Consider the following 25,272-nt stretch of genomic DNA (forward strand, 5'->3'; position numbering starts at 1 on the left):
CTCGGATCGACTGTGGCGCTGGTGAATCGCACCGGTGTCGCGTGAAGCTGAGCGCGGCGGCGGGTGTGGCGGTAGGGTCTCGACGTCGGATGAGGAGTGAGCATGAGAGCGATTGCCGTCGTCGCGCTGTCCCTTGCTGTGCCGCTGCTGGCGGCTTGCAATCCCGGGGGCGAGACGAAGTCGAGTTCGGCGTCGTCGACGTCGGCCGCGGCGGATTCGGTGCACTGTGACGCGAAGGCGTGGCCGTTGGCGATGCCGGATCTGCGGGGGAAGCGCCTCGACGCGGCGCGGGCGGGTGGCGGGGCGTGTTTCCTGTTCGCCTCGGCTACCGCGCCCGACGGGCGCAATGTCCTCGACGGCCAGGACAACTCGGCCTGGGTCGTGAAGGATCAGTCGCCTGATCCCGGCGCGCTGGTCGCCGAGAAGCAGCCGATCACCGTGACGGTCAAGTCGGCCGGCGCGAAATAGGGTCTCCCGCCGCGCAAACCGACGGTCGCCGGCGGCATGGAGTGACGTAGGTCGGAGTCGAACCGACGTGGTTCCTGAGTGAAAATCAGGCTGCCCATCCCGACAGAGCAACTACGCCATGAGCCGCCATTCGACGGACCTCGCGGAAGACAGAGAACTCGAATCCCAAGCCCTGAGGCTCAACACCGCTAGCAACGGGTTCCGGCCGGCCTGACCGGTCTATCTTCCATCGCGGAAAGCTGAGGAGTCGAACCCCCGGGACACAATGCCCGCCTCCGGTTTTCAAGACCGGCTGGCCCCCACAGGCCGGAACCTTCCGTTTCCGCCGCTCGGTTGAGCTTGCGGTGTAATCACATTCGCAGGAGCGCGGAATGGTTGCAACCGATTTTCCGCGCACGCTGAGGGCACGAAATTCTGACTGCGCGACCGGTTTGCCGGGAAGGTCAGGATTGTGGGGACACATCGTGCCAAGGTGTTGCTGAAAGGTGTACAGGCGCGGGGAATCAGCGCAGGGTCTGTGGGCGTGAAAGTCCATCGTTTGCGATTGCTAGGTCGTAGCGTTATCGCTCTCGCCGCTGTCACGCTCGGGGCGGCGCTGATCTCCGGGTGTGGGCCGGCCTCATCGTCTCCGGCCGGTACCACCAGTCGACCGGTGACCTCCGTGAAGGCGAGTACGACTCTGGTGACACCCAGTAGCACCACCACGGTGGCACCGACTACGACTGCCGCCGCGGAGGTTCCGCCGCTCAGCACGGCGGCCGAACCCGCGCCGCCCGCGCCTGTTCCGTTCGTGGCCCCGGAGCCACGGCCAACGGTGGCACCTCCGCCTGCCGCCGCGCCTGCTCCTCCCCCGCAGACCACGAGTGCTCCGTCGGTGTATTACCGCAGTTGCGCCGAGGCGAAAAGGGCGGGTGCCGCGCCCCTGCGGGTCGGCGATCCTGGGTATCGGCCCGGACTGGATGCCGACCACGATGGGATCGCTTGCGAGAGATAGGTTTCGCGGACCGGCCGTTGCATCGGCCGCCGGGATGGAGACTTGCGCCTCACAAGGAACGACGGACGTACTCCTTGAGCGAATCCCTCACGAACGCAGCGCAGTTCGGGTTGCCGTAGGCGGCGGCGTAGTTCGGGTCGTCGGCGTACATGTCGGCCATGGCGGTGATCATGGCGATGGAGCGGTCGCGGTCGCCGTCGGCCACGGGGGTGCCGGGGATGGCTCGGAACCAGGCTATGTGGCGGGCGGCTTGGGATTGGGCGGGGGCGGAGGAGGGGGTGTGGCCGGATTTCCAGGTGGTGATCCAGGTGGCGATCATGTCGTCGAGGTCGCGTTTCCATTCGCGTCGCTGTTGCAGGGATTTGGCGTGCCACCACTGATTGCCGGCTTCGAAGGCATGCTCGCCCCAGCGGGAGATGACTTCGTCTCGGTAGGGGTCGTTGAAGCCTTCGAGCATCATCTGCGTCGACCCCTCGGCGCCTGCGCGGGTGTCGAGGGTGTGGCGGAGGGCCCGGATTCGGTCGTCGATGCGGGCCCGTTCGGCTTCCAGGAGACGAAGGTGGGTGAGCAGGGCGGTGTCCTCGGCGTGGTCGGCGTCCACGTCATCGGTTGCGCGGTCGAGGATTTCGGCGATGACGGGCAGGCTCAGGCCGAGTTCGCGCAGGAGCAGGATGCGTTGGAGGCGGGCGACGGAGTCGGCGTCGTAGTAGCGGTAGCCGTTGTGGCCGACTCGGGCGGGAGACAGGAGGCCGATGTCGTCGTAGTGGCGCAGGGTGCGGCTGGTGATGCCGGCGCTGTCGGCCAGCTGCTGAATCGTCACTCCATGAGGGCCTCCGGTCTCGTCGCTACTGCTTGCCGACCCAGTCGCCATCGAAGGTCGCCGCCCATTCCTTGGCCTGGTCGAGTTCGGCCAGGCGCGGTGCGGTGATGATGACGCGGTTGCCGTCGGGGTCGGTGAGGGTGATGTCGGTGGTGAACCACGCGGTGTCGGTGGGGCCCGCCACCGCGGTGCCGGGAAACGCGCGTGCGCGCAGGGTGTTCGCCAGCTCGGCGATGTCCTGTTCGCCCGCGGAGAAGCTGACCGTGGCGCTCCCGGGTGCGGGTTCGCCCGGGACCAGCAGCAGGTCCTGGTATTTCATACGCCGCAGGTGCACGACCGCGGGCGTGCCGTCGTCACCGGGAATGGTTGCCAGCGCGATGAATCCGGCGGCCTCGTAGAACGCCGTCGTGGCGGCGATGTCGCGCACCTGGAAGGTCGCGAACATGGGCATGGGGTAGATGGTGCGGTCGATGGCGGGGTGGTCGCTCATGGGGTCGACGGTAGGAGTTGACGTAGCGGCAAGGTCAACTCGGCGGCGCGGTGTGCCGGGAGTAAACCGCCAGCATGTCCTCGACCAGACGCAGCACGGTGACATCGAGATCGGGTCGCTGGTACACCCCTCGCACCACGGCCTCGCCGGAGAACAGGTGCAGCATCATGAAGAAGATGGGTTCGCGCAGGTCGGCGGGGAAGTCGGCGAGGACCCCGCTGTGTTCGAGGGCCGCCACGATCTCGCGGTAGTAGTTCTCGGCGATGGGCGCGATGCGGTCGCGCAGTTCGGTGTCGGAGCGGGCGGCCAGGAAGATCTCACGCAGCGCGTGGGTGAGGTTGGACTGCTGTGCCTGGCGCAGGAACCGCAGCGCCACGTCGATCGGATTGTCCTGGGCGCCAAGCTGTTCCATGGTGACGCGGTAGCCGATGAGCTGGCGGGCGAAGATCTCCTCGGCGGTGCGGACGATCAGGTCCAGGCGGGTGTCGAACTGACGGAACATGGCCCCGGCCGATAGTCCGGCGCGGCCGCAGATCTCCTGCACGGTGGTGCGCTGGTAGCCGACCTCACCGATGGCCGCGATGGTGGCGTCCACCAGCTTGGCCACGGTGGCTGCCCGGCGCTCCTGCTGGGTGCGCCGCGGGCGGGAAACTTCGCTCACGACACCCCATCCTGCCCCGTGAACACGGGTAGCAAACATCCGGCCCGGGGTGACCGTTGACACATTCGCCGCAGGCGGCATATGGTCGCCGCGCAACTTAGGAAATATCCACTCCCTTTCTTGGGCGGGTGGGTACGCGGCCGCCGCAGCGGCGTGGAGGAGTGCGATATGACGGGGACCAGGACGATCGCGCGAGTGTGTGCGGCGATCGCGGCGGGGATGACCGTGGCGTTCTGCCCGGCGGTGACGGCGGGCGCCGATCCGGTGCCGGTGCAGCCGAACCTGCCGTTCCCGATCCCGCCCGCGCCGCCCTATCTGGATCCGGGCTTCTACCAACCGGATCCGGCGCGGGTGGCGGCCGCGGAGCCCGGGGAGATCCTGGCGGCGCGGCAGGTCACCCTCGCCAATGTGTGGCTGCTGCCGCTGCATGCCGATGCCTGGCAGCTGTCCTATCGCAGCACGAACACCCGCGGCGAGCCGATCGCGGCGGTGGCGACGGTGGTCGTGCCGCAGCGGCCCGCGCCGAGCGGGCAGCGCGGGCTGGTCTCGTTCCAGATGGCCGAGGACTCCCTGTCGATCAACTGCGCACCCTCCTACACCCTGCGGACGGGTGCCCTGCCCAATCCGCTGAATCCGGTGATGGAAGCCGAATTCGTGGAGGTGCAGGCCATGTTGCAGCTCGGGCACGCGGTGGTGATCCCCGATCACGAGGGCCCGAACGCCGCGTACGCGGTGGGCCCGCTGGGCGGGCGGATCACGCTCGACGGGATTCGCGCCGCGGAGCGTTTCGATCCGGCCGGTCTGCCGGGCACCGACACGCGAGTCGCGTTGTGGGGCTACTCGGGTGGCGCGATCCCGACCGCGCATGCCGCGGAGTTGCAGCCCGCCTACGCGCCCGAACTCGCACTGGCGGGAGCGGCGGCGGGCGGCCTGATGGCCGATATCCGCGCGGCCATCGACTACAACAACGGCACCTCGAGCTTCGGCGGCGCGGTGCTGGGCGGGCTGTTCGGGGTGGCGCGGGAGTATCCGCAGGTGGATCGCTTCATCGCCGACCACATGAACCCGCTGGGCAAGGCCACTCGGCTGGTGCACGAGAACCAGTGCGTGGCGCTGCAATTCGCGGCGTTCCCGTTCGTGAACATCAAGGGCCTGTTCGACTATCCCGGTGATCCGATGCTGGCGCCGGAGGTGCAGCCGGTGCTCGACGAGCTGAGTCTGGGCCGGCGCGGGACGCCGATCGCTCCGCTCTACATCTATGAGGGCACTTTCGACGAGGTGATGCCGCTCAACGCGGTCGACAATACGTATGACATTTACTGCCACGACCCGAGCGCCCGCGTGCAGTACACGCGCGATCTGTTCAGCGAGCACGGCATCGCGGCGGTGTCGAATACCGCGAGCGCGGCGCTGTGGCTCGATGACCGTCTCCATGGTGTTCCCGCGCCGCAGGGCTGCCACAACCGCGATGTGTATTCCGGCATCCTGGATCCGGGTGCGGTCGGCGCGTTCGTGAACACGATCGGGCAGACCCTCGCGTCGGCGCTCGGGATGCCGGTGTAGCGGCCGTACGATCGGGCTCATGCCAGCACCCCGGGTTTCGATCCTGCTCGCACTGACCGCCCTGGCCGCCGCCGGATGCTCCTCGGACGGCGGCGGAAACGACATCGCGCCCGCCTCGCCGGCCGGTCGCACATTCGTCTCGACGGCGGTGTCGGGGACCCCGATCCCGGGCGGCGGGCCGTTGACGCTGACCTTCACCGAGGGCCGGGTCTCGGCGTCCTCGGGCTGCAATACCGCCACTGGTTCGGTCGACCTGCAGGGCAATACGCTGCAGGTCGGCGAGCTGTCGTCGACGTTGATGGCGTGCCCCGGCGAGCTGGCGGGCGCGGACGAATGGCAGAACTCGCTGTTGCGTTCCCAGCCCACCTGGACCCTGTCCGGTGACACGCTCACCGTGAAGGGCAGCGGCTCCACCGTGACCATGCTCGACCGCAAGGTCGCCCACCCCGACAAGCCGCTGGTCGGCACCACCTGGATCGTGACCAGCCTGCTGCGCACGCAGGCCAAGATCCGTTCGGTCACCCTCGACGAGGTCCGCCCCACGCTGACCATCACCCCCGACGGCAAGGTCTCCGGCAACGCGGGCTGCAATCAGATGACCGGCACCGCCGCGATCGACGGCGAGGACGTCACCTTCTCCATCGCCACCACCCGCATGATGTGCGCCCCCGAGGTCATGGAGGTCGAGCAGCAGGTGCTGGAGGCGCTGAACGGAAAGGTCAAGGCCACCATCGATTCCGACGTGCTGACCTTGCGCAATGCGGGCAACGACACCGGAATCGAGTTGCGCGCCGAGTAGGGCCCGGTCCGAGCGAAAATCATTGTCGCCGGACGGTATCGGCGCGCTAGCGTCCGATTCCATGACGACAACCAGATTCCTGAATGTGGTGGATGTGGAGGCCACCTGCTGGGAGGGGCCCAATCCGCCGGGACAACCCAGCGAGATCATCGAAATCGGGCTGTGCGTGCTCGATACCGTCACCGGGGAACGGGTGAGCAAGCACAGCATTCTGGTGCGGCCCGAGCATTCCACGGTGAGTGAATTCTGCACGAGCCTGACCACGCTCACGCCCGAACAGGTGAGCACGGGCATTACTTTCGCGGAAGCGTGTGAACTGCTGCGCACCGAATTCCACGCCGATTCCCGGCCGTGGGCCAGTTGGGGCGATTACGACCGCAAACAGTTCACGGCGCAATGCCGGGGGACGGGCGTGCGTTATCCGTTCGGCAGCGCGCACACCAATGCCAAGCTGGCGTTCTCCGCGGCGCACGAGACCAAACGCCGCTACGGCATGGCCGGTGCGCTGCGGCTGGCGGGTCTGCCGTTGAAGGGGACGCATCATCGCGGCGGGGACGACGCCTGGAATATCGCGGCCTTGATCGCGGATCTCATGGGCAAGGATTTGTGGCCGCACTGACGGTTCGTGCCATTGCCGGAAAACCCTGCGCAACAGGGTTTTCTATGCATCTCCGACCAACAACAGAACGTTGTGAAACAACCATTTTTTAGTGTTTCAACTCCGTGCCCCGGCGACCCTAATGTTCATTCACCCATCGAACACTAGGAAATCCATGGCACACAGAGTTACCGCCCGCGGCGTGGCCGCCTGCGCGGCGACCACCACGGCGGCGGGCGCGCTGGCGCTGTTCGGCGCCGGCGTGGCCCAGGCGGACGCGGGGACCATCACCTGGAGCGACGGCTCCTCGCAGTTCACCCGGACCGTCAGCAACTCCACGCCCGCCGAGGGCGACATCGTCACGGTCACCACCAAATTCGATCGCACCAGCTGGGTCGACGAATTCATCTACAACATCAAGGACCGCCACGCGGCCTGCCTGACCTATGTGCCGGGCTCGACCAAGATGACCGGCAACGACGGCGACCACCCGTTCGCCAACCCCGAGGTGACCGCCGACGAGGGCAATGGGACCGGGTTCGTGCGGGTGTCGTTCGGGGTCACCGACTGGGTGGTCCAGAACCGCCCGGGCTTCCACCAGAACCCCGTGCTCACCGTGCAGTACAAGGTCGGGCCCAACTGCGCCCGCGGCGTGGCGCTGGCCGGCGGCATGGATTACGGCGGGTCGCTCGGGTCGGGCAACTACGGCACCAAGGGTCCCTCGATCACGGTCGGCAAGAACGCCACGACCACCACCCTGGCCGCGGTCACGGGCGCGCGCGTCGGCGTGGCGACCACCCTGACCGCGACCGTGACCGGTGGCGCGCAGGGCGATCCGGTCGACTTCTACGACGGCGCGACCAAGATCGGTTCCGGTGCGCTGGGCGGTGCCGGCACCGCGACCTTCCAGTGGACGCCCACGGTGAAGGGCGATCACACCCTCTCCGCCCAGTACGCGGGCACGGCCGCGGCCAACGGCTCGAAGTCGGCGAATGTCACCGCGCAGGTCTCCGAGCAGAACGCGACCTCGACGGTCAGCCTGGCCGCGGGTTCCGGCGCGCAGGTCGGCAAGGCGACCACGCTGACCGCGACGGTGAACCCGGCCGCGGCGGGCGGCACCGTCGAGATCAAGGACGGCGACGCCTCGCTCGCCGTCGTCCCGGTCGGCAACGACGGCACCGCCGCCTACCAGTGGACCCCGGCCACCGCGGGCGCGCACACCCTGAGCGCGACCTTCTCCGGCCGTGACGGCGTCACCGGCTCGACCACGACCACCCAGGTCACCGTGGCCGAGGCCCCGGTTCAGAACACCGACTCCACCACCACCCTGTCCCCGGTCTCGGGCGCGCAGGTCGGCAAGGCGGTGGCGGTGACCGCGACGGTGAAGCCCGGAACCGCCGGGGGCAGCGTCACTTTCAAGGACGGCAACACCGTGGTCGGCACCGCGCAGGTCTCCGGTGACGGCACCGCCACCATCCAGTGGACCCCGGCCACCGCGGGCCAGCGCACGCTGACCGCCGAGTACTCCGGTCAGGGCACCGTGAACGCGTCCTCGGACCGGGCCTCGGTCGTGGTGGGCGCCGCCGCGGGCGGGGTCGATACCGGCAGCGGGACGGGCAGCCTCGGCTCCCTGCTCGGCGGTACCGGCTCGAGCAAGTAGCGGGAAGATGTCGCCGGGCGGTCCCCTCCCCGCCGTCCGGCGACATCTCCGCGAAATGGTCCCCGGCCGCGCCGATTCGCGGCAGGCTGGACGGACCGGCCGTGGGATCGGATGTTGCCGCAGGCAGCGCCGCTTCACCTCTACGCTGATTCCCCGGCGTACTCGATGTATCGGGCATATGGGAGGGCGTCATCAACGATCGCGAAGCGGATCTGGATCAGTGGTTTCGCGCGGAGGTCGCCGCGGCGACGCCGGGACCGGCTCGCGCGCAGGGGGAATCGATCGGCGCCGCCGGGCTCACCGGTGAGCTCGCCCTGGCGCTGTTCGACGCCCAGGCCACCTCCCGGCACCTGGATCTGGCCGCGCGGCGGCTGGGCCGCGACGGGCACGGCTACTACAGCATCGGATCGGCCGGGCACGAGGGCAACGCCGCGGTCGCGGCGGCGCTGCGGGTCACCGATCCGGCGCTGCTGCACTATCGCTCGGGCGCGTTCTTCGTGTACCGCACCCGGCAGGTGCCGGGCCTGGACCCGATCCGCGACGTCCTACTGGGCGTGACCGCGGCGGCCGCGGACCCGATTTCCGGTGGGCGGCACAAGGTTTTCGGCAGCCAGCCCGCCCACATCATCCCGCAGACCTCCACCATCGCCTCGCATCTGCCGCGCGCGGTCGGGCTGGCCTTCGCGCTGGGGCGCGCCGCCCAGCTGGGGCTGCGCACCGAATGGCCCACGGACGCGGTGGTGGTGTGCAGTTTCGGCGACGCCTCGGCCAATCACTCGACCGCGGCGGGCGCGATCAATACCGCGATCCACACCGCCCACCAGGGCGTGGCCATGCCGATCCTGTTCGTGTGCGAGGACAACGGCCTGGGCATCAGCGTGCCCACCCCGCGCACCTGGATCGAGCAGGCCTACGGCTCCCGCCCCGGACTGGCGTACTTCGACGCCGACGGCACGGACCTGCCCGCGGCGCTGGCGGCGGCGACCGCGGCCGCCGATCATGTTCGCGCCCACCGCGAACCGGCCTTCCTGCAGCTGCGCACGGTGCGGCTGCTCGGCCACGCGGGCTCCGATGTCGAATCGGCCTACCGGCGTCCGGCCGACATGGCCGCCGATCTGCGCCGCGACCCGGTGGCCGCGACCGCCCGGCTGCTGGTCACCGCCGGGGTGGCGACCCCGGACGCGATCCTGGCCCGCTACGACGAGATCGCCGAACAGGTCGCCAAGGCCGCCGACAGTGCCTGGCACGAACCGAAATTGGGCTCGGCCGCCGAGGTAGTGGCCCCCTTGGCCCCCGCCCATCCCGCGGCGGTCCGCGCCGACGCTCTGCGCGGCACCGAAAGCCCCGAGAACGGGGACCCGCTCACCCTGGCCCAGGCGGTGAATCAGACCCTGGCGCATCTGCTCGCCCGCGACCCCGACGTGCTGGTGTTCGGCGAGGACGTGGGCCGCAAGGGCGGGGTGTACGGCGTCACCAAGGGCTTGCAGCAACGTTTCGGCGCACGACGGGTTTTCGACACCCTGCTCGACGAGCAGAGCGTGCTGGGCACCGCGCTGGGCGCGGGCCTGGCCGGGTTCGTCCCGATCCCCGAGATCCAGTACCTCGCCTATGTCCACAATGCCGAGGACCAGCTGCGCGGGGAGGCGGCGACGTTGTCGTTCTTCTCCGGCGGCCGCTATCGCAATCCGGTGGTGGTGCGCATCGCGGGCCTGGGGTATCAGAAGGGGTTCGGCGGCCACTTCCACAATGACAATTCCCTTGCCGCGCTGCGGGATATCCCCGGTCTCGTGCTGGCGGTGCCGTCGCGCGCCGACGACGCCGCGGCCCTGCTGCGCACGTGTGTGGCGGCGGCGCGGGTGGACGGCCGGGTGTGCGTGTTCGTCGAACCGATCGCGCTCTATCACACCCGCGACCTGTATCTCGACGGCGACGGCGGCTGGCTGGCGCCGATTTCCGGTGTGCCCCATGCCGAGATCGGCCGGGCCCGGGTACACGGCACGGGCACGCATCTGACCATCGTGAGTTTCGGCAATGGAGTGCCGATGAGCCTGCGGGTGGCGCGGCGACTGGCCGAGCACGACATTCACGCCCGGGTGCTGGACCTGCGCTGGCTGGCCCCGCTGCCGGTGCGGGATCTGCTCGACCATGCCCGCGCCACCGGACGGGTGCTGATCGCCGACGAAACCCGCCGCAGCGGAGGCGTTTCCGAGGCGGTGTGCGCGGCGCTGCTGGACGCCGGATTCGAGGGCAGGCTCGCCCGGGTGACCAGTACCGACAGTTTCGTGCCGTTGGGCCCGGCGGCAGCGTCGGTGCTCCTGGACGAGGACGCGATCGAGGCGGCCGCGCGCAGCCTGCTGGCCGCGCCCCGGTGACCACGGACGGAGCCGGGCCTGCTCGCTTGGAAGCCCGGCCCCGCCCGTGGTCGACGCCGGTTCCGGTCGGCGTCCCGGTGCCGTCGGAGGACGACACCCAGACCATCTACGTATCAACTACGTAGATACGTAATACCGTAGACGCGGGGTCCCACGCAAGGGGCGGGTGGCGACCCGCACACGATTCGCAAACTCGTGCACGACAGTAAGGCTGTCCTCAGTTTTGCCCCCTACACTCGGGCGGATTCCACGGGAGGAGATCGGATGCGGGCCGCGCGATCGCGGGTGGGCCGATGAGTGTCGCCGTCTGCCTGTTGCTGTACGGGTTCGCGGTCGCGGTGCTCGCGCCCCGGGTGCTTCGGCGGATCAGCGCGTCGGGGGCCGCACCGCGCATCGCGGTCGCGGCGTGGGTGGCGGTGATGATCTCGACCCTGCTGGCCTGGACGGTGACGGTGACCATCATCGTGGTCGACATCGGCACCCACAAGATCTCGGTGCTACCGGCCCGCTTCCTCGACACCTGCCTGCTGCACCTGCACGACGCGGCGGTCGGCCACTACGGGCGGCACCTGCAGACGGGCCTGCTGGTCCTGTCCTTCTTCGCGGCGCTCGCGGGCCTGGTGGTGGCGTTCCGGCTCGCCACCACGCTGTGGCGATCGCGCCGCAGCACGATCGAGCACGCACGCATGGCCCGCCTGGCCGGACGCCACCACCCCGAACTGGACGCCGTGATCATCGACGTGGACCAACCCGCCGCGTATTGCCTTGCGGGCAAACCCCATACGATCGTGGTCAGCCGCGGTGCGCTCACCGCCCTCGACGACCACCACCTCGAAGCGGTGCTGTCCCACGAGCGCGCCCACCTGATCGGCCGCCACCACCTGCTGCTCACCCTGACCCGCGGCCTGGCGACCGTACTGCCGCGGATCCGACTGTTCACCATCGGCGCGGCCGAGGTGGCGCGGCTGCTGGAAATGCTGGCCGACGACGCGGCCGCACGTATCCACGGCCGCGACACGGTCCTGCAAGCGCTGCTCACCATGGCCGCGCTGCCCGAACAGTCCGACACCACCCACGCGGTGCTGCGCGCACGCGTGCGGCGACTGTCCGAACCGGCCGAGCTGGCCCGCTCCCACTCGCGCACCGCGGCCGTGGCCGCGACCCTGACCGCCATGCTGATCCCGGTGGCCGCGCTCATCGCGGCCGTCCTCGGCATCGAGGTCTGCCTGACCTGACCGCAGGCGATGTCAGCGTCGCGCCGGCAGCGGCTGGGTCGGGTAGTCGATCACCCGGCCGCTCGGGGGCATCCGACGCGGTGGCCGTTTGCGATGCCGGCCGCCCGGCGTGGGCTCGCGACTCGCACGGTCCAGCACCGCCAGCGCGACCGCCGCGATCGTGCCGATCACCACCAATCCCAGCCAGACCGCCCACTCCGCGCCCGCGGCGTGCGCCGCGCCCAGCAGCGCGCCCGTGGCCAGGTTGCCGATCAGGATGCCGATGCCCACCACGGTGTTGTAGAAGCCGTAATGCGTGGCCACCAACCGATTTCCCGACAGCGACACCACGGTGTCCATCTCGAACGGGAACACCGCCGCCGTCCCCACCGCCAGCACCGCCGCCGCCAGCAGCAGCGCGCCGAGCGCCACGGCGTCACCGAAGACGCCGCCCGACGGCACGATCGCCAACGGCAGGAACGACACCGCCAGCAATGCCACCCCCACCACCAGACCACGCCCGGTCCCCCACCGGCCGCGGAACCACGCCGTGATGCGCAACTGCCCCGCGACCGCCACGACACCGGAGATCACGAACAACGCCGAGGTGACCGTCTGCGCCCGCGCCCCCGCCAGGAATTCCGCCTGCAACGGCAGCGCGAGATACACCTGGAACGACAGCACATACGAGCCGACCATGGCCACCGCGAACGCCACGAACCGGCGATTCGCCACCACCGTGCGCCAATCCTCGAGCACCGAGGTGCGCACCGCGGGCTCGGCCGCGCGGCGCGCGGGCAACGCGAACAACTGGGCGACGGTGAGCGCCGCGAACACCACCGCCGCCGCGGCCGCCGTCACCCGGAAATCCAACGCCAGCAACGCTAATCCGACCAGCGGCCCCGCCAGCGTCCCGGCCTGATAGAAGACGTTGAACACCGCGAACGCCTCTACCCGCCGCTCCCCCGCCTCGGCGGCGAGGTAGGCGCGCACCGCCGGATTGAACAGCGCCCCCGCGAAACCCGTCGCCGCCGAGGCGATGATCAGGCTCGGCAGATCCGAGGCGAACGCCAGCAGCGCGAAACCCCCGGTCCGCAACAGACATCCGGCCACGATCAGCGGCTTGTACCCCAGCCGATCCGCCAGCGTGCCGCCCACCAGGAACATGCCCTGCTGCGAGAAGTTGCGCACGCCCAGCACCAGCCCGACCGCCCACGCCGCCAACCCGAGCGGGCCGGACAGGTATCCGGCCAGATAGGGCATGAGCATGTAGAAGCCGAGATTGATGCCGAACTGGTTGACCATGAGCAGCTGGGCCGCCCGGTCGAACCCGCGGAACTTCGCCACGACGCTCACGACCGCGGCCCCGGGGTCGCGTCACGCGGGTGGTCGGGTATGCGGGGGTCGATGACGGTCGTGCAGCGGGTCCAGCGCTCGACCTGCCGCTCGCGGGGATGGGCGATCACCTCGGGATCCGCCGGTTGACCCGCGTCAAGCAGGCCGTGTGCGGCGCAATAGGAATCGTTGTAGACGGTGTCGAAGTAGCGGTGCGGACCGTCCGGGAAGACGGCGGCGATGCGGGCGCCTTCTGGATGGGTGCGGGCCGCCCACCCGGCCACCAGCGCGACCGCGCCGACGCTCCAGCCGCCGCTGGACAGGTAGCCCGAGGCCAGGGTGCGGCAGGCCCAGACCGATTCGGCCGGTGCGACCCAATGGATTTCGGTGAAGGCGCCGTAGTCGACATTGCGCGGATGGATGCTCGAGCCCAGCCCGCGCATGAGGCGGGGACCGGCCTGCTGACCGAAGATGGTGGAGGCCACGGTGTCCACGCCGATCAGCGACAACGCGGGATTGGTGCGGCGCAGGGCGCGGGCGATGCCGGCGGAGTGCCCGCCGGTGCCGACGGCGCACACCAGCACGTCCACGCCGCCGAGCTGCTCGATCAGTTCCCGGGCGAGGGACTCATAGGCGTCCACATTGTCGGGATTGCTGTACTGGTCGGGGCACCAGGAACCCGGCTCCGCCGCCAGCAGTTCGGCCACGCGATCGCGGCGCGCCTGCTGCCAACCGCCCTCCGGATGCGGTTCGCGCACCAGGTCCACCCGCGCACCGTAGGCCGCGAGCAACTGGGCGACCATGGGTTCCAGCCCGGGATCGGTCACCACCGTCACCGGGTGCCCGTACACCAGCCCGGCCAGGGCCAACCCCAGCCCCAGAGTGCCGCTGGAGGATTCGATGACTCGCGCACCCGGCGCGAGCTCGCCGCGCTCGCGGGCGCGGCGCACCATGTGCAATGCGGGCCGGTCCTTCATACCGCCCGGATTGCGGCCTTCGAGTTTGGCCCAGAAGCCGCGCCCGGCGGGCGCGAAGGGCTCGCCCACCCACAGCACGGGCGTATTGCCGACCAGGGCGCGCGGTTCGCGGGCCAGTACGGGCACGCCGGAACTGGTGGTGAGCATGTCGAATTCATCGAGCAGACCTCGGTCCATGACTGTCGCTTTCGGTATCGGACCGCCATATGCGGCGGAATGACGTGCACGGCAACGGACTCCGGCCGTAGGCGATGAGCCCCGGCCTGCCGCTGACCGATCAGCGTCGGGCGATACACAAGCGCGTCAGCAGTATTCGGCCGCCGACCGCACCTCCTGGCGGTCCGCGCACACCGTGAACGGCGGTGGCGACGCCCTGGCTCGCGAGACCGATCTCGAAGGCCGTCCGCTCGGTGGTGAACTCCGGAGCATGCTCCTCGCCGGGTGCGGCCGAGCGGATGGCGTGTTCCACATGCGGGTCACAGTGTGCGGATTCGCCGCCCACCGGCTCGTGGGAGACACCGACGGCCTGGGCATGGCTCAATCCGGGCGAATGGTCGGCGCCCGCCCCGGCGGCACAGTCGGTGATCGCGGCGACCAGGACCAGCACGGCGAACAGCAGTCCCCACAGGAACCGGCCCGAACCGCTGCCACGGCCCACGCCGCCACCTCCTGCCCGAATTCGACTGTTCCGCCGTCACTTTCACCGATCGAGCGGTCGCGTTCGCCGTACGAGGTCATCGCCACGGAACCCGATTGACACGCTCCCGAAACAATCTACTATCTACGTACGTAGTTCGTAGCAACCCGGTGACCGGGTTCACGTCCGCGCGAGGCGAATGCGGAGCAAAAGAACAGGACACGCATGGGGTTCGCATCATCGAAACACCCGACACGCCGAACTCGCGCCATGCCTACGACAGGAAGGACCACCGGCCCCCGGCGATCAGCGCTTGCCGCGCGTGAACTTCCGCAGCGCCGCGCGCAGCCCCTCGGACTCCTCGGCGCTCATCTGCTCCACGAAATGCGCGAGCACCAACTCCGAACGGCCGCCACTGCCCAGCGCCTCACGCATGAGCCGGGCGCTGTACTCCTCGCGACTGAGACTGGCCCAGTAGCGGTAGGCCTTGCCGACCCGCTCACGCTCCAGCCAGCCCTTGCGGTGCAGGTTGTCCATGGTGGACATGACGGTGGTGTACGCGATGTCGCGCTCGGCGGCCAGCTCGTCGAACAGCTCGCGAACCGTCGTCTTCCCGGGGCGATCCCAGATCCGTTCGATGATGACGGTTTCCAGATCGCCGAAGCCTCGTGCACTCACGTCCGACGTCTCCTCACCTCGGCGCGCCATTCGTACGTTCTACGTACGTAGACAGTAATGTGGGCTGCCCGTCCTCACAACATTTGCCGTTGCCCGGGTCCGCCACGCCGCACCCTCACTCCGCCAGGCGGTGCCCCGCGTCCCGCAGTGCCGCCGACGCCTCCTCCAGCCGATGCGCCGGAACCAGAATGAGATCGGCATGGAACGTGGAGGCCACGAACACCGGGATCGACGAATCCGCCAGCGGCCCGATCAGCGCGGCCAGCGTGCCGGGCGAGTTCAGACTCCCGGCGTCGATGCCGTAGAAGCCTTTCCAGGTCTCCCCCTCGGCCCACGCCGGCGCCTCGCGAATCACGGTGAGCCCCTCCGGCGCTCGCACCAGCGCGATCCACTCGTCGTCCTCCGGAAACGTCGAATTCGGCAGATGATCCACCGCGAACTGCGACGGGACGATCCGCAAACGCTGGGAGCCGGTCATGGCCACATCGTAGGCGGCGGACCCGACAATCCCGATTCTCCCACCGGACCGACCAGTATTGGTGTTAGCGACTAAAATTCGGATGACGGTTACGGGACCGGCCCGTAGTGTCGGCGAAATGACCACCAGCCCACGACAAATCGCCACCGAGAACGAGCAGATCGCCGCTCTCGGCACCTACCGCACCAGCGACGGCACCCTCGTCGACATCAGCACCCCGCTGACCGAGGCCCGCGCCTGGACCGTCTGCCACGAGCCCGAAGAAGACCTCTATACGCCGGTCGCCGGACCGTTCACCGGGCGCCTCGAGGTCACCGGCGAAGGCAGCGTCCAAGCCGCGCGCCGGATCCACGCCGACGGTGGAAAACGCCTGGCGGTGCTCAACTTCGCGTCCGCCCGCAACCCCGGCGGCGGCTACCTTCGCGGCGCCCGCGCCCAGGAAGAGGATCTCTGCCGCAGCGCCCTGCTCTACCGGTGCCTGCTCGAGACACCCCGCTACTACGCGGCCCACCGCGCCTCCGACGACCTCGGCTACAGCCATCGGGTCATCTACGCGCCCGAGGTGCCGGTCATCCGGGACGACCGCGGCGAACTCGACCCGCACCCGTTCACGACCTCCTTCCTGACCTCCCCCGCCCCGAATGCCGGTGCGCTCGCGGACCGTTCGGGCCACCCGGTCGACGTGCGCGGCCTCCTCACCGAACGCGCCACCCGCGTACTCGCTGTCGCCGCCCACCACGGAGTGCGTGAACTGGTGCTCGGCGCCTGGGGTTGCGGCGTGTTCCGCAATGACCCGAACGACGTCGCCGAAGCCTTCGACCTCGCGCTGCGCGTGCACGGCGCCGCGTTCGAACAGGTCGTCTTCGCGGTCTGGGACCGCTCCCCCGCCTCGGCCAACCGCACGGCGTTCGAAGCCCGATTCGGCTCGCGCGCATCCTCGTAGCCGCGGTTGCCCGCGGAACCCATGCCGGGTCTCGCGGCAGCCGCGACATTCCTGCAATACATGTTTAGATTGCAATATCTACAGATGCGGATACTGGGATGTTGTAACCAGTCGCGACACGCCCCGGCTCGATGGTCGGCATGCTCCCGTCAATCGGGCCAGACGGGCGAACGCTTCTCCAGAAAGGCGGCCATTCCCTCACTCGCGCCGGGCAATTGGGAGGCGGCAGCCATGACTTCCCGCGCCAGGGTGTACGCGTCCGCTTGGGGGCGGTCGAGCTGGGCGTAGAGGGTGCGCTTACCCAGGGCCTTGCTGGCACGACTCCCCCGCGTGGCCCGGCCGAGCAGGTCGGCGACCGCGGCATCGAGGTCGGCGGCCGGGACCGCGTAATTGATCAAACCCCAGTCGACGGCCGTGCGAGCATCGATCACATCGCCGGTCAGGGCCAGTTCCATCAAGCGCTTTCGGCCGATGGATCGCGCGACGGGAACAGCCGGGGTATGGCAGAACCAGCCGCCCTTGCCGCCGGGCAGCGCGAAGCCCGCGGAGTCGGCGGCGACGGCCAGGTCGCAGGAGGCGACGAGCTGACATCCGGCCGCGGTGGCCAGCCCGTGTACCCGGGCGATCACCACCTGCGGGACCTCTTCCAGGGTGGTCATGACCTCCTGGCACTGGGTGAGCAGATCGCGAACACCGAGCAGGTCCCGCGCGGCGACATCAGCGAAATCATGGCCCGCGCTGAACACCGGCCCGGCCGCGGCCAGGACGATGCCGGACGCGTCGGTCTCCCCCGCCGCACGGAACGCCGCGAGCAGTTCGGACAGGTGATCGGCGGACAACGCATTGCGCCGATCGGGCCGGTTCATGGTGATGGTGATGGTGTCACCATCGGTTTTGACGAGCAGGTACTCGTACTCCGCGGTCATGCTTCCACGGTAGTGCGGGCGGCCCCCGTTCGCGGTCACACGGGCGAAGGCGCGGCCACCCCCAGTTGCAGCCATCGGCCGACCGAGGGAACCCCGGCGGCGTCCACGACCGCCACGAGGTACCAGCCGGGCGGAGCCAATGCCGGATTCGAGGGCATGGCCACCGAAACCGTGCCGGCCGCGGTCGCGGTGATCGGCAGATCGATCAGGCGCTGGTTGTTGTCACAGGAGTGGGTGCACGCGGTGGGATGCATCAGGCTCACCTCGCGGACGTCGGCCGATGTGGTCAGCGTCAGCGTCGCCCCGTATTCGACGGTGCCCGAGGTCATCTCGAATTCGGGTCGAGCGCCTCGGAACAGGTAGGGCGGCCAGAACACTTCGATGCGCAGCTCCTCGGTCTTGCGCTGCGGATTCGATCCGGCCGTCGCGACTTTGCCGTCGGGAGTCAGCAGCGCCACCGAGTGGTACAGCCGCGCCACCCGCTGCGGGGCGGTCGGAGTCCAGGTTCCCGCGGCCGGGTCGAAGATCTCCCCGCTGGGCGGGACCGCGTCGGCCATCTCCTCCATCGCCGAACCGCCCGTGACCAGCACGGTGCGGTCCGGCAGCACCACCGCGCAGACGTGCATGCGGGCGTAGGTCATGGGCGGACCCGCCTGGTAGGCGGGTGCGGCGGCGCTCAGGTCGGCGATGCGCGTGTCGGACAATGCCATTCCGGGGCCGTGCGCGTCGACGGTGCCGCCGCCCAGGATCATGACCCGCTGTTCCTGCGCGGGCGGCAGCAGCACGCTGGTGGACTGGCTGCGGGATTCGGGATCGTAGAGTCCGGGTACCTCGGTGACCGAACCGAGCACGGGATCCCAGATCGAGGGCCGCATCCCGTTGTTGGTGCCGTATTGCCCGCCGGTGTAGAAGATGCGGCCGTCGGCGAGCAACACCAGATGCGCGTACATCGGGATCGGCCCGGGCACCGGCAGTGTCGACCAGGTGAGCTTCTCGGGATCGAACAGCTCCGGCGTCTGCGACAGGAACCCGTCCGCGCCGAGTCCTGAAACAGCGACCACCTCACCGGTTTTCAGCGCCGTGAGGGTGGGATACCAACGCCCGTAATCCATATCGGGCTGCGCGGTCCACGCCAGCGTCGCCGGATCGAAGATCAGGGTGTCGCGCAGGCCGAAGAACGGGTCGTACCGCCCGGTTCCCCCCGCGGCCAGCACCCGCCCGTCCGGCAGGTACGCCTGACCGGAACAGAACAGGTCGATGGGTGTGGCGGGCGCGGCCAGGCCGGGATTCGGGTAATGCCAGACGCGGGTGCGGAACTCGTGGGCATCGAGCCGGTCCGGGTCGTTGCCGGATCCGGCGAAGAACAGGACGTCGCCGGTGTGCAGCAGCGCCGCGTGCACCGGATTCACCTCGGTGCCGAAATCCAGTATGCGCCAGGCGCCTTGGGTGGCCGCGGTGGCCAGGTCGGTGTCGAGGTCCAGGACGCGCAGATAACCGGAGTTGCCGCCCGCGGGGTGATCGATGGCGCCCACCACCAGTTTCGGGAGCCCGCCCGCACCGGGCAGCAGCGCGACGGCCGCGCCCTGGTTGGCGGCGAAACCCCAGTCGGGTACGCGCGACCAGCGGCTCCAGCCGTCGACGCAGTGTCCGGTCCCGTCCAGGCCCCAGCCGACGGTGTACAGCCCGCCGTTGCCGTTGCGCGGGTGGTCGACGGTGAAGACGATGAGCTCGGGGCGGCCGTCGCCGTCGAGGTCGGCGACGGTGAGGCCCGCGCCCTGGTTCTCCCAGCCCCACCAGTCGGGCACCTCGAGCCACGGCGTCCACTGCCCGACCGAGCCGTCCGCGGCCAGGCCCTTGGCCAGCCGGAATCGGCCGCTGTTCTGGCCGTCGGGATTGTCGACGGTCAGCACCACCAGGACCGGCTCGCCGTCGATGCGGGTCAGACAGATGTCGGCGCCCTGGTTCTCCCAGCCGTACCAGTCCGGGATCTGCTGCCACGGGGTCCAGCCGCCGGTGACGGTGCCGTCGGGGGCGAGGTCACGGCCGACGCGGTAGTAGCCCTGGTTCTGACCGGCGGGATTGTCGACGAGAAAGACCACCAGGTCGGGTCGGCCATTGCCGTTCAGGTCGCCGACGGCGATGCCCGCGCCCTGGTTCTCCCAGCCCCACCAGTCGGGTACCGCCAGCCAGGGTCCCCACTCCCCGACCGTGCCGTCGGCGGCGAGGGCGTGACCGACGCGGTAGTTTCCGCTGTTCTGGCCGGCGGGGTCGTCGACCATGAGGACCACGATGTCGAGTGCGCCCTGTCCGCTCAGGTCGGCGACGGCGATGCCGCAGTCCTGATTGTCACGCGAGAACCAATCGGGAATGGGAACGAATTGTCCTGCCACACAGCACATTATCGGTGTCACCGGCCGTATGCGGGAGCCGATGTCCAGATCTCGCCGATGGCCGTTTACGCCAGGTTACGGAAAACCCTCCCGACGAATGGGAAACCCATTACCCTGCGAAACGCTCTCGTTTCACACACTGAGGACTTCACCATGAACAAGGCACTCTGGGCCAACGGCCTGGCGCTCACCGCCGCGGCCCTGCTCGCGGGCGCGGGCACCGCGGAGGCGTCGCTGGCCACCGTCATCGGCTCCGACTCCACCTTCAAGGTCGGCATCGACATCCAGCCCGGCGTCTATAAGACCACGACCGCGACCCAGGCGTGCGCCTGGGCGCGACTGTCCTCGCTCGCGGGCGGCAACGGCGGCACCATCGAGGTCGGCGGCGCGGTCGGCGGCAAGGCCACCGTCGAGATCAAGTCCACCGACGTCGGCTTCTTCACCAGCGGCTGCGGCACCTGGAGCATGGACACCACCACGACCGTGTCCGGCTCCTCGAACTTCAGCACCGGCAGCATCGGCGGCTTCATCCCGACCGGCTCCGCCTCGGGCTCGACGCACTGATACGCGGGAGGTGAGCCGCCCACCCGGTGGGGGCGGCTCACCGCACCGGCGTCGACCTCAGCAGTCGCAGCAGGTTTCCTCGCAGCAGCAACAGCCCTCGCCACAACAGCAGCAACCCTCGCCGCAGCACACACAGCCCTCGCAGCACGGCAGGCAGCAACCGCTCCGGCGACGCGGCGCGCGCCCGTAATAGCCGGGCCCCGGGCCGTATCCGCCGTAGCCCGGCGGCGGACCCCACGGGTCCGGGCCGCGCCGACGCCAGCGCGACTGCGGCGCCACCACGGCATGATTCGCGCACGCGGGCGCGGAGCCGCCGAAAGTCCGGGTCACCGAGCGACCCAATTCGTGTTTCAGCAGTTTGTGAATCAGCCGCGAATCGGTGAACTCCACTTCCGCCAGCGCCAATTCGATGCCCAGTAAGGCATCCGCGCACAGCCGGTGCGCTTCGGCGACATCGGCGCCCGTGGCCACCAGAGGATTCCATTTGCCGCGGGCCACGTCATCGGTCTTCGAGCTGCGCCATCCAAGTGTGCTCACCGCCGCGCTGGCGACGCCGTTGCGCCCCGTCGCCGAAACCGACTACATCGCACAGGCTTTCGCCTCTCTGATCGGCCAGCCCCGCGCCGCCGTTCTCACGCTCGACGGCGGCGTGGTGCCGGCCTGACGCTCGGGCGGCTACTTGCCCGCGGCGTGCAGGGCGGCGAGGTAGCCGTAGACGATGGCGGGGCCGATGGTCGCGCCGGGGCCGGCGTAGGTGTGGCCCATGACGGGGGCGCTGGCATTGCCCGCCGCGTACAGGCCCTCGATCACCGAACCGTCCGCGCGCAGGACCCGGCCGGCGGTGTCGGCGCTCAGGCCGCCCTTGGTGCCGAGGTCGCCGGGAACCAGCTTGGCGGCGTAGTACGGGCCGGTCTCCAGTGCGCCGAGGTTCGGGTTCGGGCGGTTGCGCGGGTCGCCGTAGTAGTTGTCGTAGGCGCTGTTGCCGCGGCCGAAGTCGGGATCGGTTCCGGTGGCGGCGAATTCGTTGAACCGGGTCACCGTCGCGCGGAGGTTCTCGACCGGGATGCCGATCTTCTCGGCGAGTTCGGGGAGCGAGTCGGCACGGGTCAGCGCGCCCGACTTGAACCAGCGGCCCGGCAGCGACTGCCGGGGCGGGACGCCCGCGAACTGGTAGCGGTTGCGGTAGCGCTGGTCGAAGATCAGCCAGGCGGGCAGGTTCTCACCCGGGCCCGCGCCCTGGCCGTACTCGCCGCCGTACATCTCGTGCGTGGCCTCCACATAGGGCAGGCACTCGTTCATGAACCGCTCGCCGCGGTCGTTGACCACGATGCTGCCGGGCAGATTGCGTTCGGCCAGGCAGAACCAGGGCAGGCGGGGCAGCGGGATGGACGGGCCCCACCAGGCGTCGGACATGAATTCGACGGCGCCACCGGCATTCTCGCCCGCGCGGATACCGTCGCCGGTATTGGCCTTCGCGCCGACGGTCCAGTCGGTGCCGATGGGTTCGCGCTGGTACTGCTTGCGCATGGCCTCGTTGTGCTCGAAACCGCCCGCCGCGATGATGACGCCGCGGCGGGCGGGCAGCACCAGTTCGCGGCCGTCACGGCGCACCACCGCGCCGGTGACCCGGCCGTCCTCGGTGCGCAGGTCGAGCAGCGGCGTCTCCAGCCACAGCGGGACATTCGCCGCCAGCAGACCCGCGCGCAGCATGGCGCTCAGGGCCTGGCCGCGGGCGAGGACTCGGCGGCGCAGCACGGTCGCCGCCAGCCAGCGGCCGGCGACGCGAGCGCCGGTCAGCGGGCTGCGCGGGTTGCGCAGGCCCAGGTGCAGCTGGCGGAACTCGGCCTGGGTGATCACGACGTTCTTCGGGGCCCGCACGTAATCCGGTTCCAGGGTGGACAATTCGGTGCCCAGACCGGTGGCGTTGTAGGGCGCGGGCTCGACCGAGCGGCCGTGCGAGCGGCCCCCGGGAGCCTCCGGGTAGTAGTCGGAATAGCCGGGCACCCACCGCATGCGCAGCGGCGAGTGCGCGGCGAGGAAGTCGAACGCCTCCGCGCCGCGGTCCAGGAAGGTGTCGATGCGTTCGGGCGGCACGCCCGGACCGATGATGTCCTTCAGATAGACGCGCGCGGCCTCGAGGTCATCGGCCGGAGCGGATCGCCGCAATGCCGTGTTGCCCGGAATCCACACGCCGCCACCGGATCTCGCCGTCGATCCACCCCAGTGGGCGGCCTTCTCGACGATCACCGTCGACAGCCCGTGCCGCGCGGCGGTCAGCGCCGCCGCCATACCCGCCGCACCGGATCCCACCACGATCACATCGAAGTTCTGGCCGGTCGTCTTGTCGTCCTGCATTGTTCCTCACCCTGATTGTTCTGTTCGAAGCTGTTCACTGACACGCCAAGGCTTTTCAGCCGCGCCAGCGCTCCCCCGTCACGGCGTCGAGCGCGCCCTCGACGCACACCGCCAGCGACATCTCCGGATGCGCCGAATTCCGCAGCCACTGCAGATATCCGAACTCCGCCGCCGCCAGCATGAGATGCACCAGCAGACCCGGCGTGCTGTCCTGACCCGCGTCCCGCCCCATCCGCTCCGCGACCAGCTCGACCAACCGAGTCCGATGTTCCGGAGTGATCAGCGCGACCCGTTCCAGCAGATGCGGCGCGGTCTGGAACGCCGCCCGCCACTGCTCCAGGTCCTGCGCGGCCAGGGTCGTGGAGCGCGTCAGAATCGACTGCGCCAGCGCCACATCCGCGGACTCCCCCGCGACCCGCTCCTCCAGCAGCGCCACGATCCCGGCACCGCCCTCGCGCACGGGATCGAGCAGCAGGTCCTCCTTGCTGCGCACATGCCGGAAATAGGTACTGGCCGACACCCCCGCGGCGGCCGCGATCTGCTCGGTGGTCACCTCGCCGAATCCCTGCGCCGCGAACAGCTCGAACGCCGCCCGCTGAATCTCGGCCCGGATCTGCCGCCGTTGCCGCTCCCGTAGTGACATCCGCAGACCTCCTTCCGTTATCGACAGCATCTCCCTTTGTGATAGTTACTGTCAAGAGTGGATTCACAGTCACCTTCGCTGGCTATCCAGACAAACCCGGCAAGTAGTGGCGACACGGCCGGTGACATGCCGCGATTCGGCCGGACTCGCGTTCCTGATGCGGCGCGACCCCGCATCATGGACGGCTGAAAGGAGGTTCGAATGGTCACCGTCATCGGCGCGGGCATCGCGGGCTCGGCCCTGGCAGGCGCACTCGGGCGGCACGGCGCAGATGTGACGCTCTACGAGCAGTCCGCGCGCACCGACGCCGGGGCGTTCCTCTTCATCGACGGACGCGGTCATGAGGCTCTCATCGGCCTCGGCGTCGACACCGACGCGCTGATGGCAGGGTCGTACCCGCTGACCGGCGGCCTCTCCTACGCCAACAGCGCGGGCCGCCACGGCGCCTCTCCCAGTCGCGGCCACCGATTCTGGTTGCGCCACAAGCTGATGCGCGTCCTGCACGGATTCGTCGAGTCGTCCGGCGCGCGGACACACTACGGGCGGGAGATGACCGCCAGCGCACTCACCGGCAACATCGGAGATGACCTACTGATCGGAGCGGACGGCATCGATTCGGTGGTCCGGTCCCGAGTCGAACCCACCCGCGTTCCCGTCTACACCGGCGACAACGTCGTGTACGGCATGACCACCGAGCCGGTCGAACTCCCGACCGCGCCCGCCACGCTGCACTTCTTCGCCGAAACAGACTCCGCCGGTATGGTTTTCAGCACCCTCGGCCACCTCTGGCGGCCCGGCGATCCGGCGGCGCTGTGGTTCGTTCGCATTGTGGCCCCTCCCCTGCCCGACAACGGTGAGGCGTCCGGGACCAGGCCGGTGCCCGAATGGGCCGACCGCATTCGCGCCGCCTGCCCCTCCAACCGCGCCCTCGCGGATACGTTCCTGGCGGCCACGGATTCCGTCCACGTCAGCAACGCCCGCAGCGTCCCCCTCGAAGACGCCGCATCACCCGGCGAACGGATTCTCCTGATCGGCGACGCCGACCACGCCATCACCCCTGCCGCCGGAGTCGGTGCCCGCGACGCGCTCGAAGACGCCCACGCCGTCCACCGGGCCCTCACCTCGGGCGCATCCCCCGCCGACGCGATGACCGCCCGCCGTCACCGCATCCTCGCCGACCGCGCCGCCGCGCTACGCGCCCGGTCGTCCGCGAGCCGAGCCCCGGCCTCACCCGAGGCCGGGGCCGACCGGTCCACCGACCTCAGACGCGACGCAGCGCGATCACCGGAATAGTCCGGATCCCAGCCGTTTTCTCCGCGTACTCCGCGAATCCCGGGTATCGCCGGGCCTGCTCGGCGTAGATCCGGTCACGGTCCGCGCCGGTCACCTCGGTGACGGCGACCGGGAAGGTCTCGGTGCCGATCTCGGCCTCCGCCTTCCCAGCGGTGACCAGGTTGTAGTACCAGTCCGGATTCGTCGGCGCGCCAGCCTTGGACGCGAACACGTAGACCACGGCGGGGTCCTGCTCATCGGCCATGTACATGGTCGGAGTGACCAGCTCACGACCGCTCTTGCGCCCGCGGTGGTGCATCAGGATCATCGGCGCGCCCTCGAACGGCCCGCCCACCCGGCCCTCATTGGCCCGGAACTCATTGATGATGTTCGTATTCCAGTCGCTCATACCGGCCATTCTGCCGACAAGGGCCG

The 25,272-nt window shown here is 69.5% G+C and carries 26 protein-coding genes and 1 tRNA gene; 12 read left to right on the top strand and 15 right to left on the bottom strand.

Annotated features, from left to right (window positions below; translation table 11 throughout):
• The first annotated feature begins 102 nt into the window (after positions 1-102).
• Positions 103-468, top strand: coding sequence for a PASTA domain-containing protein (locus ABZ382_RS03135; RefSeq protein WP_357083131.1), 366 nt, complete (start codon positions 103-105; stop codon positions 466-468).
• Positions 469-510: 42 nt separating this feature from the next.
• Here ABZ382_RS03135 and ABZ382_RS03140 read toward each other — a convergent pair.
• Positions 511-586, bottom strand: a tRNA-Glu gene (locus tag ABZ382_RS03140).
• 756 nt (positions 587-1,342) lie between these two features.
• Between ABZ382_RS03140 and ABZ382_RS03145 the strand changes: the two genes are divergently transcribed.
• Positions 1,343-1,462 (top strand): excalibur calcium-binding domain-containing protein, encoded by a 120-nt coding sequence (locus ABZ382_RS03145; protein WP_357083134.1) that lies wholly within the window; start codon positions 1,343-1,345, stop codon positions 1,460-1,462.
• 49 nt (positions 1,463-1,511) lie between these two features.
• Here ABZ382_RS03145 and ABZ382_RS03150 read toward each other — a convergent pair whose 3' ends face one another.
• Genes ABZ382_RS03150 through ABZ382_RS03160 form a run of 3 tightly spaced genes read right to left on the bottom strand, consistent with a single transcriptional unit; the run spans position 1,512 to position 3,433 of the window.
• Positions 1,512-2,282 carry a MerR family transcriptional regulator gene (locus ABZ382_RS03150; protein WP_357083137.1) on the bottom strand — a complete coding sequence of 257 codons (771 nt, stop codon included), beginning with the start codon at positions 2,280-2,282 and terminating at the stop codon, positions 1,512-1,514.
• Positions 2,283-2,307: 25 nt separating this feature from the next.
• Entirely contained in the window at positions 2,308-2,772 is a 465-nt protein-coding gene (locus ABZ382_RS03155; protein ID WP_357083141.1) for a VOC family protein, read from the bottom strand.
• Between the two features lie 34 nt (positions 2,773-2,806).
• Entirely contained in the window at positions 2,807-3,433 is a 627-nt protein-coding gene (locus ABZ382_RS03160; protein WP_357083144.1) for a TetR/AcrR family transcriptional regulator, read from the bottom strand.
• 168 nt (positions 3,434-3,601) lie between these two features.
• On the opposite strand from ABZ382_RS03160, the gene ABZ382_RS03165 reads away from it, so the two are divergent.
• From ABZ382_RS03165 to ABZ382_RS03190, 6 genes are all read left to right on the top strand, one after another.
• The gene (locus ABZ382_RS03165; RefSeq protein ID WP_357083147.1) at positions 3,602-4,996 is read left to right on the top strand and encodes a lipase family protein; all 1,395 of its coding nucleotides are present in this window, start codon (positions 3,602-3,604) and stop codon (positions 4,994-4,996) included.
• A 19-nt stretch (positions 4,997-5,015) separates the two neighbouring features.
• Entirely contained in the window at positions 5,016-5,795 is a 780-nt protein-coding gene (locus ABZ382_RS03170; protein WP_357083150.1) for an META domain-containing protein, read from the top strand.
• 61 nt (positions 5,796-5,856) lie between these two features.
• Positions 5,857-6,414: a 3'-5' exonuclease gene (locus tag ABZ382_RS03175; RefSeq protein ID WP_357083153.1), complete on the top strand. Its 558-nt coding sequence runs from the start codon at positions 5,857-5,859 to the stop codon at positions 6,412-6,414.
• A gap of 154 nt (positions 6,415-6,568) precedes the next feature.
• Complete coding sequence (locus tag ABZ382_RS03180; RefSeq protein WP_357083156.1) at positions 6,569-8,053, top strand: Ig-like domain-containing protein; 1,485 nt, start codon at positions 6,569-6,571, stop codon at positions 8,051-8,053.
• Positions 8,054-8,334: 281 nt separating this feature from the next.
• Positions 8,335-10,425, top strand: a complete 2,091-nt coding sequence (locus ABZ382_RS03185) for a thiamine pyrophosphate-dependent enzyme (protein WP_357084004.1) — start codon at positions 8,335-8,337, stop codon at positions 10,423-10,425.
• Positions 10,426-10,718: 293 nt separating this feature from the next.
• Positions 10,719-11,660, top strand: coding sequence for a M56 family metallopeptidase (locus ABZ382_RS03190; RefSeq protein WP_357083159.1), 942 nt, complete (start codon positions 10,719-10,721; stop codon positions 11,658-11,660).
• 12 nt (positions 11,661-11,672) lie between these two features.
• On the opposite strand, the gene ABZ382_RS03195 is transcribed toward ABZ382_RS03190, so the two are convergent.
• The 5 genes from ABZ382_RS03195 to ABZ382_RS03215 form a co-directional block, all read right to left on the bottom strand.
• Positions 11,673-12,944, bottom strand: a complete 1,272-nt coding sequence (locus ABZ382_RS03195) for an MFS transporter (RefSeq protein ID WP_357084007.1) — start codon at positions 12,942-12,944, stop codon at positions 11,673-11,675.
• A 47-nt stretch (positions 12,945-12,991) separates the two neighbouring features.
• Entirely contained in the window at positions 12,992-14,098 is a 1,107-nt protein-coding gene (locus ABZ382_RS03200) for a PLP-dependent cysteine synthase family protein (protein WP_357084010.1), read from the bottom strand.
• Positions 14,099-14,228: 130 nt separating this feature from the next.
• Positions 14,229-14,609, bottom strand: coding sequence for a hypothetical protein (locus ABZ382_RS03205; RefSeq protein ID WP_357083162.1), 381 nt, complete (start codon positions 14,607-14,609; stop codon positions 14,229-14,231).
• A gap of 285 nt (positions 14,610-14,894) precedes the next feature.
• Positions 14,895-15,266 carry a BlaI/MecI/CopY family transcriptional regulator gene (locus ABZ382_RS03210; protein ID WP_357083165.1) on the bottom strand — a complete coding sequence of 124 codons (372 nt, stop codon included), beginning with the start codon at positions 15,264-15,266 and terminating at the stop codon, positions 14,895-14,897.
• A 115-nt stretch (positions 15,267-15,381) separates the two neighbouring features.
• Positions 15,382-15,744: an ACT domain-containing protein gene (locus tag ABZ382_RS03215; protein ID WP_357083168.1), complete on the bottom strand. Its 363-nt coding sequence runs from the start codon at positions 15,742-15,744 to the stop codon at positions 15,382-15,384.
• Between the two features lie 118 nt (positions 15,745-15,862).
• On the opposite strand from ABZ382_RS03215, the gene ABZ382_RS03220 reads away from it, so the two are divergent.
• Positions 15,863-16,687, top strand: coding sequence for a TIGR02452 family protein (locus ABZ382_RS03220; RefSeq protein ID WP_357083171.1), 825 nt, complete (start codon positions 15,863-15,865; stop codon positions 16,685-16,687).
• Positions 16,688-16,836: 149 nt separating this feature from the next.
• On the opposite strand, the gene ABZ382_RS03225 is transcribed toward ABZ382_RS03220, so the two are convergent.
• A complete protein-coding gene (locus tag ABZ382_RS03225) occupies positions 16,837-17,613 on the bottom strand; it encodes an enoyl-CoA hydratase-related protein (RefSeq protein ID WP_357083174.1) in 777 nt (258 codons plus the stop codon).
• A 35-nt stretch (positions 17,614-17,648) separates the two neighbouring features.
• Positions 17,649-20,003 (bottom strand): galactose oxidase-like domain-containing protein, encoded by a 2,355-nt coding sequence (locus ABZ382_RS03230; protein ID WP_357083177.1) that lies wholly within the window; start codon positions 20,001-20,003, stop codon positions 17,649-17,651.
• 153 nt (positions 20,004-20,156) lie between these two features.
• On the opposite strand from ABZ382_RS03230, the gene ABZ382_RS03235 reads away from it, so the two are divergent.
• Positions 20,157-20,567 carry a hypothetical protein gene (locus ABZ382_RS03235; protein ID WP_357083180.1) on the top strand — a complete coding sequence of 137 codons (411 nt, stop codon included), beginning with the start codon at positions 20,157-20,159 and terminating at the stop codon, positions 20,565-20,567.
• Positions 20,568-20,624: 57 nt separating this feature from the next.
• On the opposite strand, the gene ABZ382_RS03240 is transcribed toward ABZ382_RS03235, so the two are convergent.
• Entirely contained in the window at positions 20,625-21,038 is a 414-nt protein-coding gene (locus ABZ382_RS03240) for a hypothetical protein (protein ID WP_357083183.1), read from the bottom strand.
• Between ABZ382_RS03240 and ABZ382_RS03245 the strand changes: the two genes are divergently transcribed.
• Positions 21,031-21,231 (top strand): hypothetical protein, encoded by a 201-nt coding sequence (locus ABZ382_RS03245; protein WP_357083186.1) that lies wholly within the window; start codon positions 21,031-21,033, stop codon positions 21,229-21,231. The two genes, ABZ382_RS03240 and ABZ382_RS03245, sit on opposite strands and share 8 nt — an antisense overlap.
• Positions 21,232-21,242: 11 nt before the next feature.
• Here ABZ382_RS03245 and kstD read toward each other — a convergent pair whose 3' ends face one another.
• Together kstD and ABZ382_RS03255 are read right to left on the bottom strand one after the other, a co-directional pair.
• Positions 21,243-22,922 carry a 3-oxosteroid 1-dehydrogenase gene (gene kstD / locus ABZ382_RS03250; RefSeq protein WP_357083189.1) on the bottom strand — a complete coding sequence of 560 codons (1,680 nt, stop codon included), beginning with the start codon at positions 22,920-22,922 and terminating at the stop codon, positions 21,243-21,245.
• A gap of 55 nt (positions 22,923-22,977) precedes the next feature.
• Entirely contained in the window at positions 22,978-23,565 is a 588-nt protein-coding gene (locus ABZ382_RS03255; RefSeq protein ID WP_357083192.1) for a TetR/AcrR family transcriptional regulator, read from the bottom strand.
• 201 nt (positions 23,566-23,766) lie between these two features.
• Here ABZ382_RS03255 and ABZ382_RS03260 point away from each other — a divergent pair, with 201 nt between their 5' ends.
• Entirely contained in the window at positions 23,767-24,858 is a 1,092-nt protein-coding gene (locus tag ABZ382_RS03260; RefSeq protein ID WP_357083195.1) for an FAD-dependent monooxygenase, read from the top strand.
• Here the strand turns inward: ABZ382_RS03260 and ABZ382_RS03265 are convergent.
• Positions 24,827-25,255, bottom strand: a complete 429-nt coding sequence (locus ABZ382_RS03265; RefSeq protein WP_357083198.1) for a nitroreductase/quinone reductase family protein — start codon at positions 25,253-25,255, stop codon at positions 24,827-24,829. The two genes, ABZ382_RS03260 and ABZ382_RS03265, sit on opposite strands and share 32 nt — an antisense overlap.
• Positions 25,256-25,272 lie beyond the last annotated feature (17 nt).

The organism is Nocardia sp. NPDC005825, from assembly GCF_040630175.1.
Taxonomy (GTDB): Bacteria; Actinomycetota; Actinomycetes; order Mycobacteriales; family Mycobacteriaceae; genus Nocardia.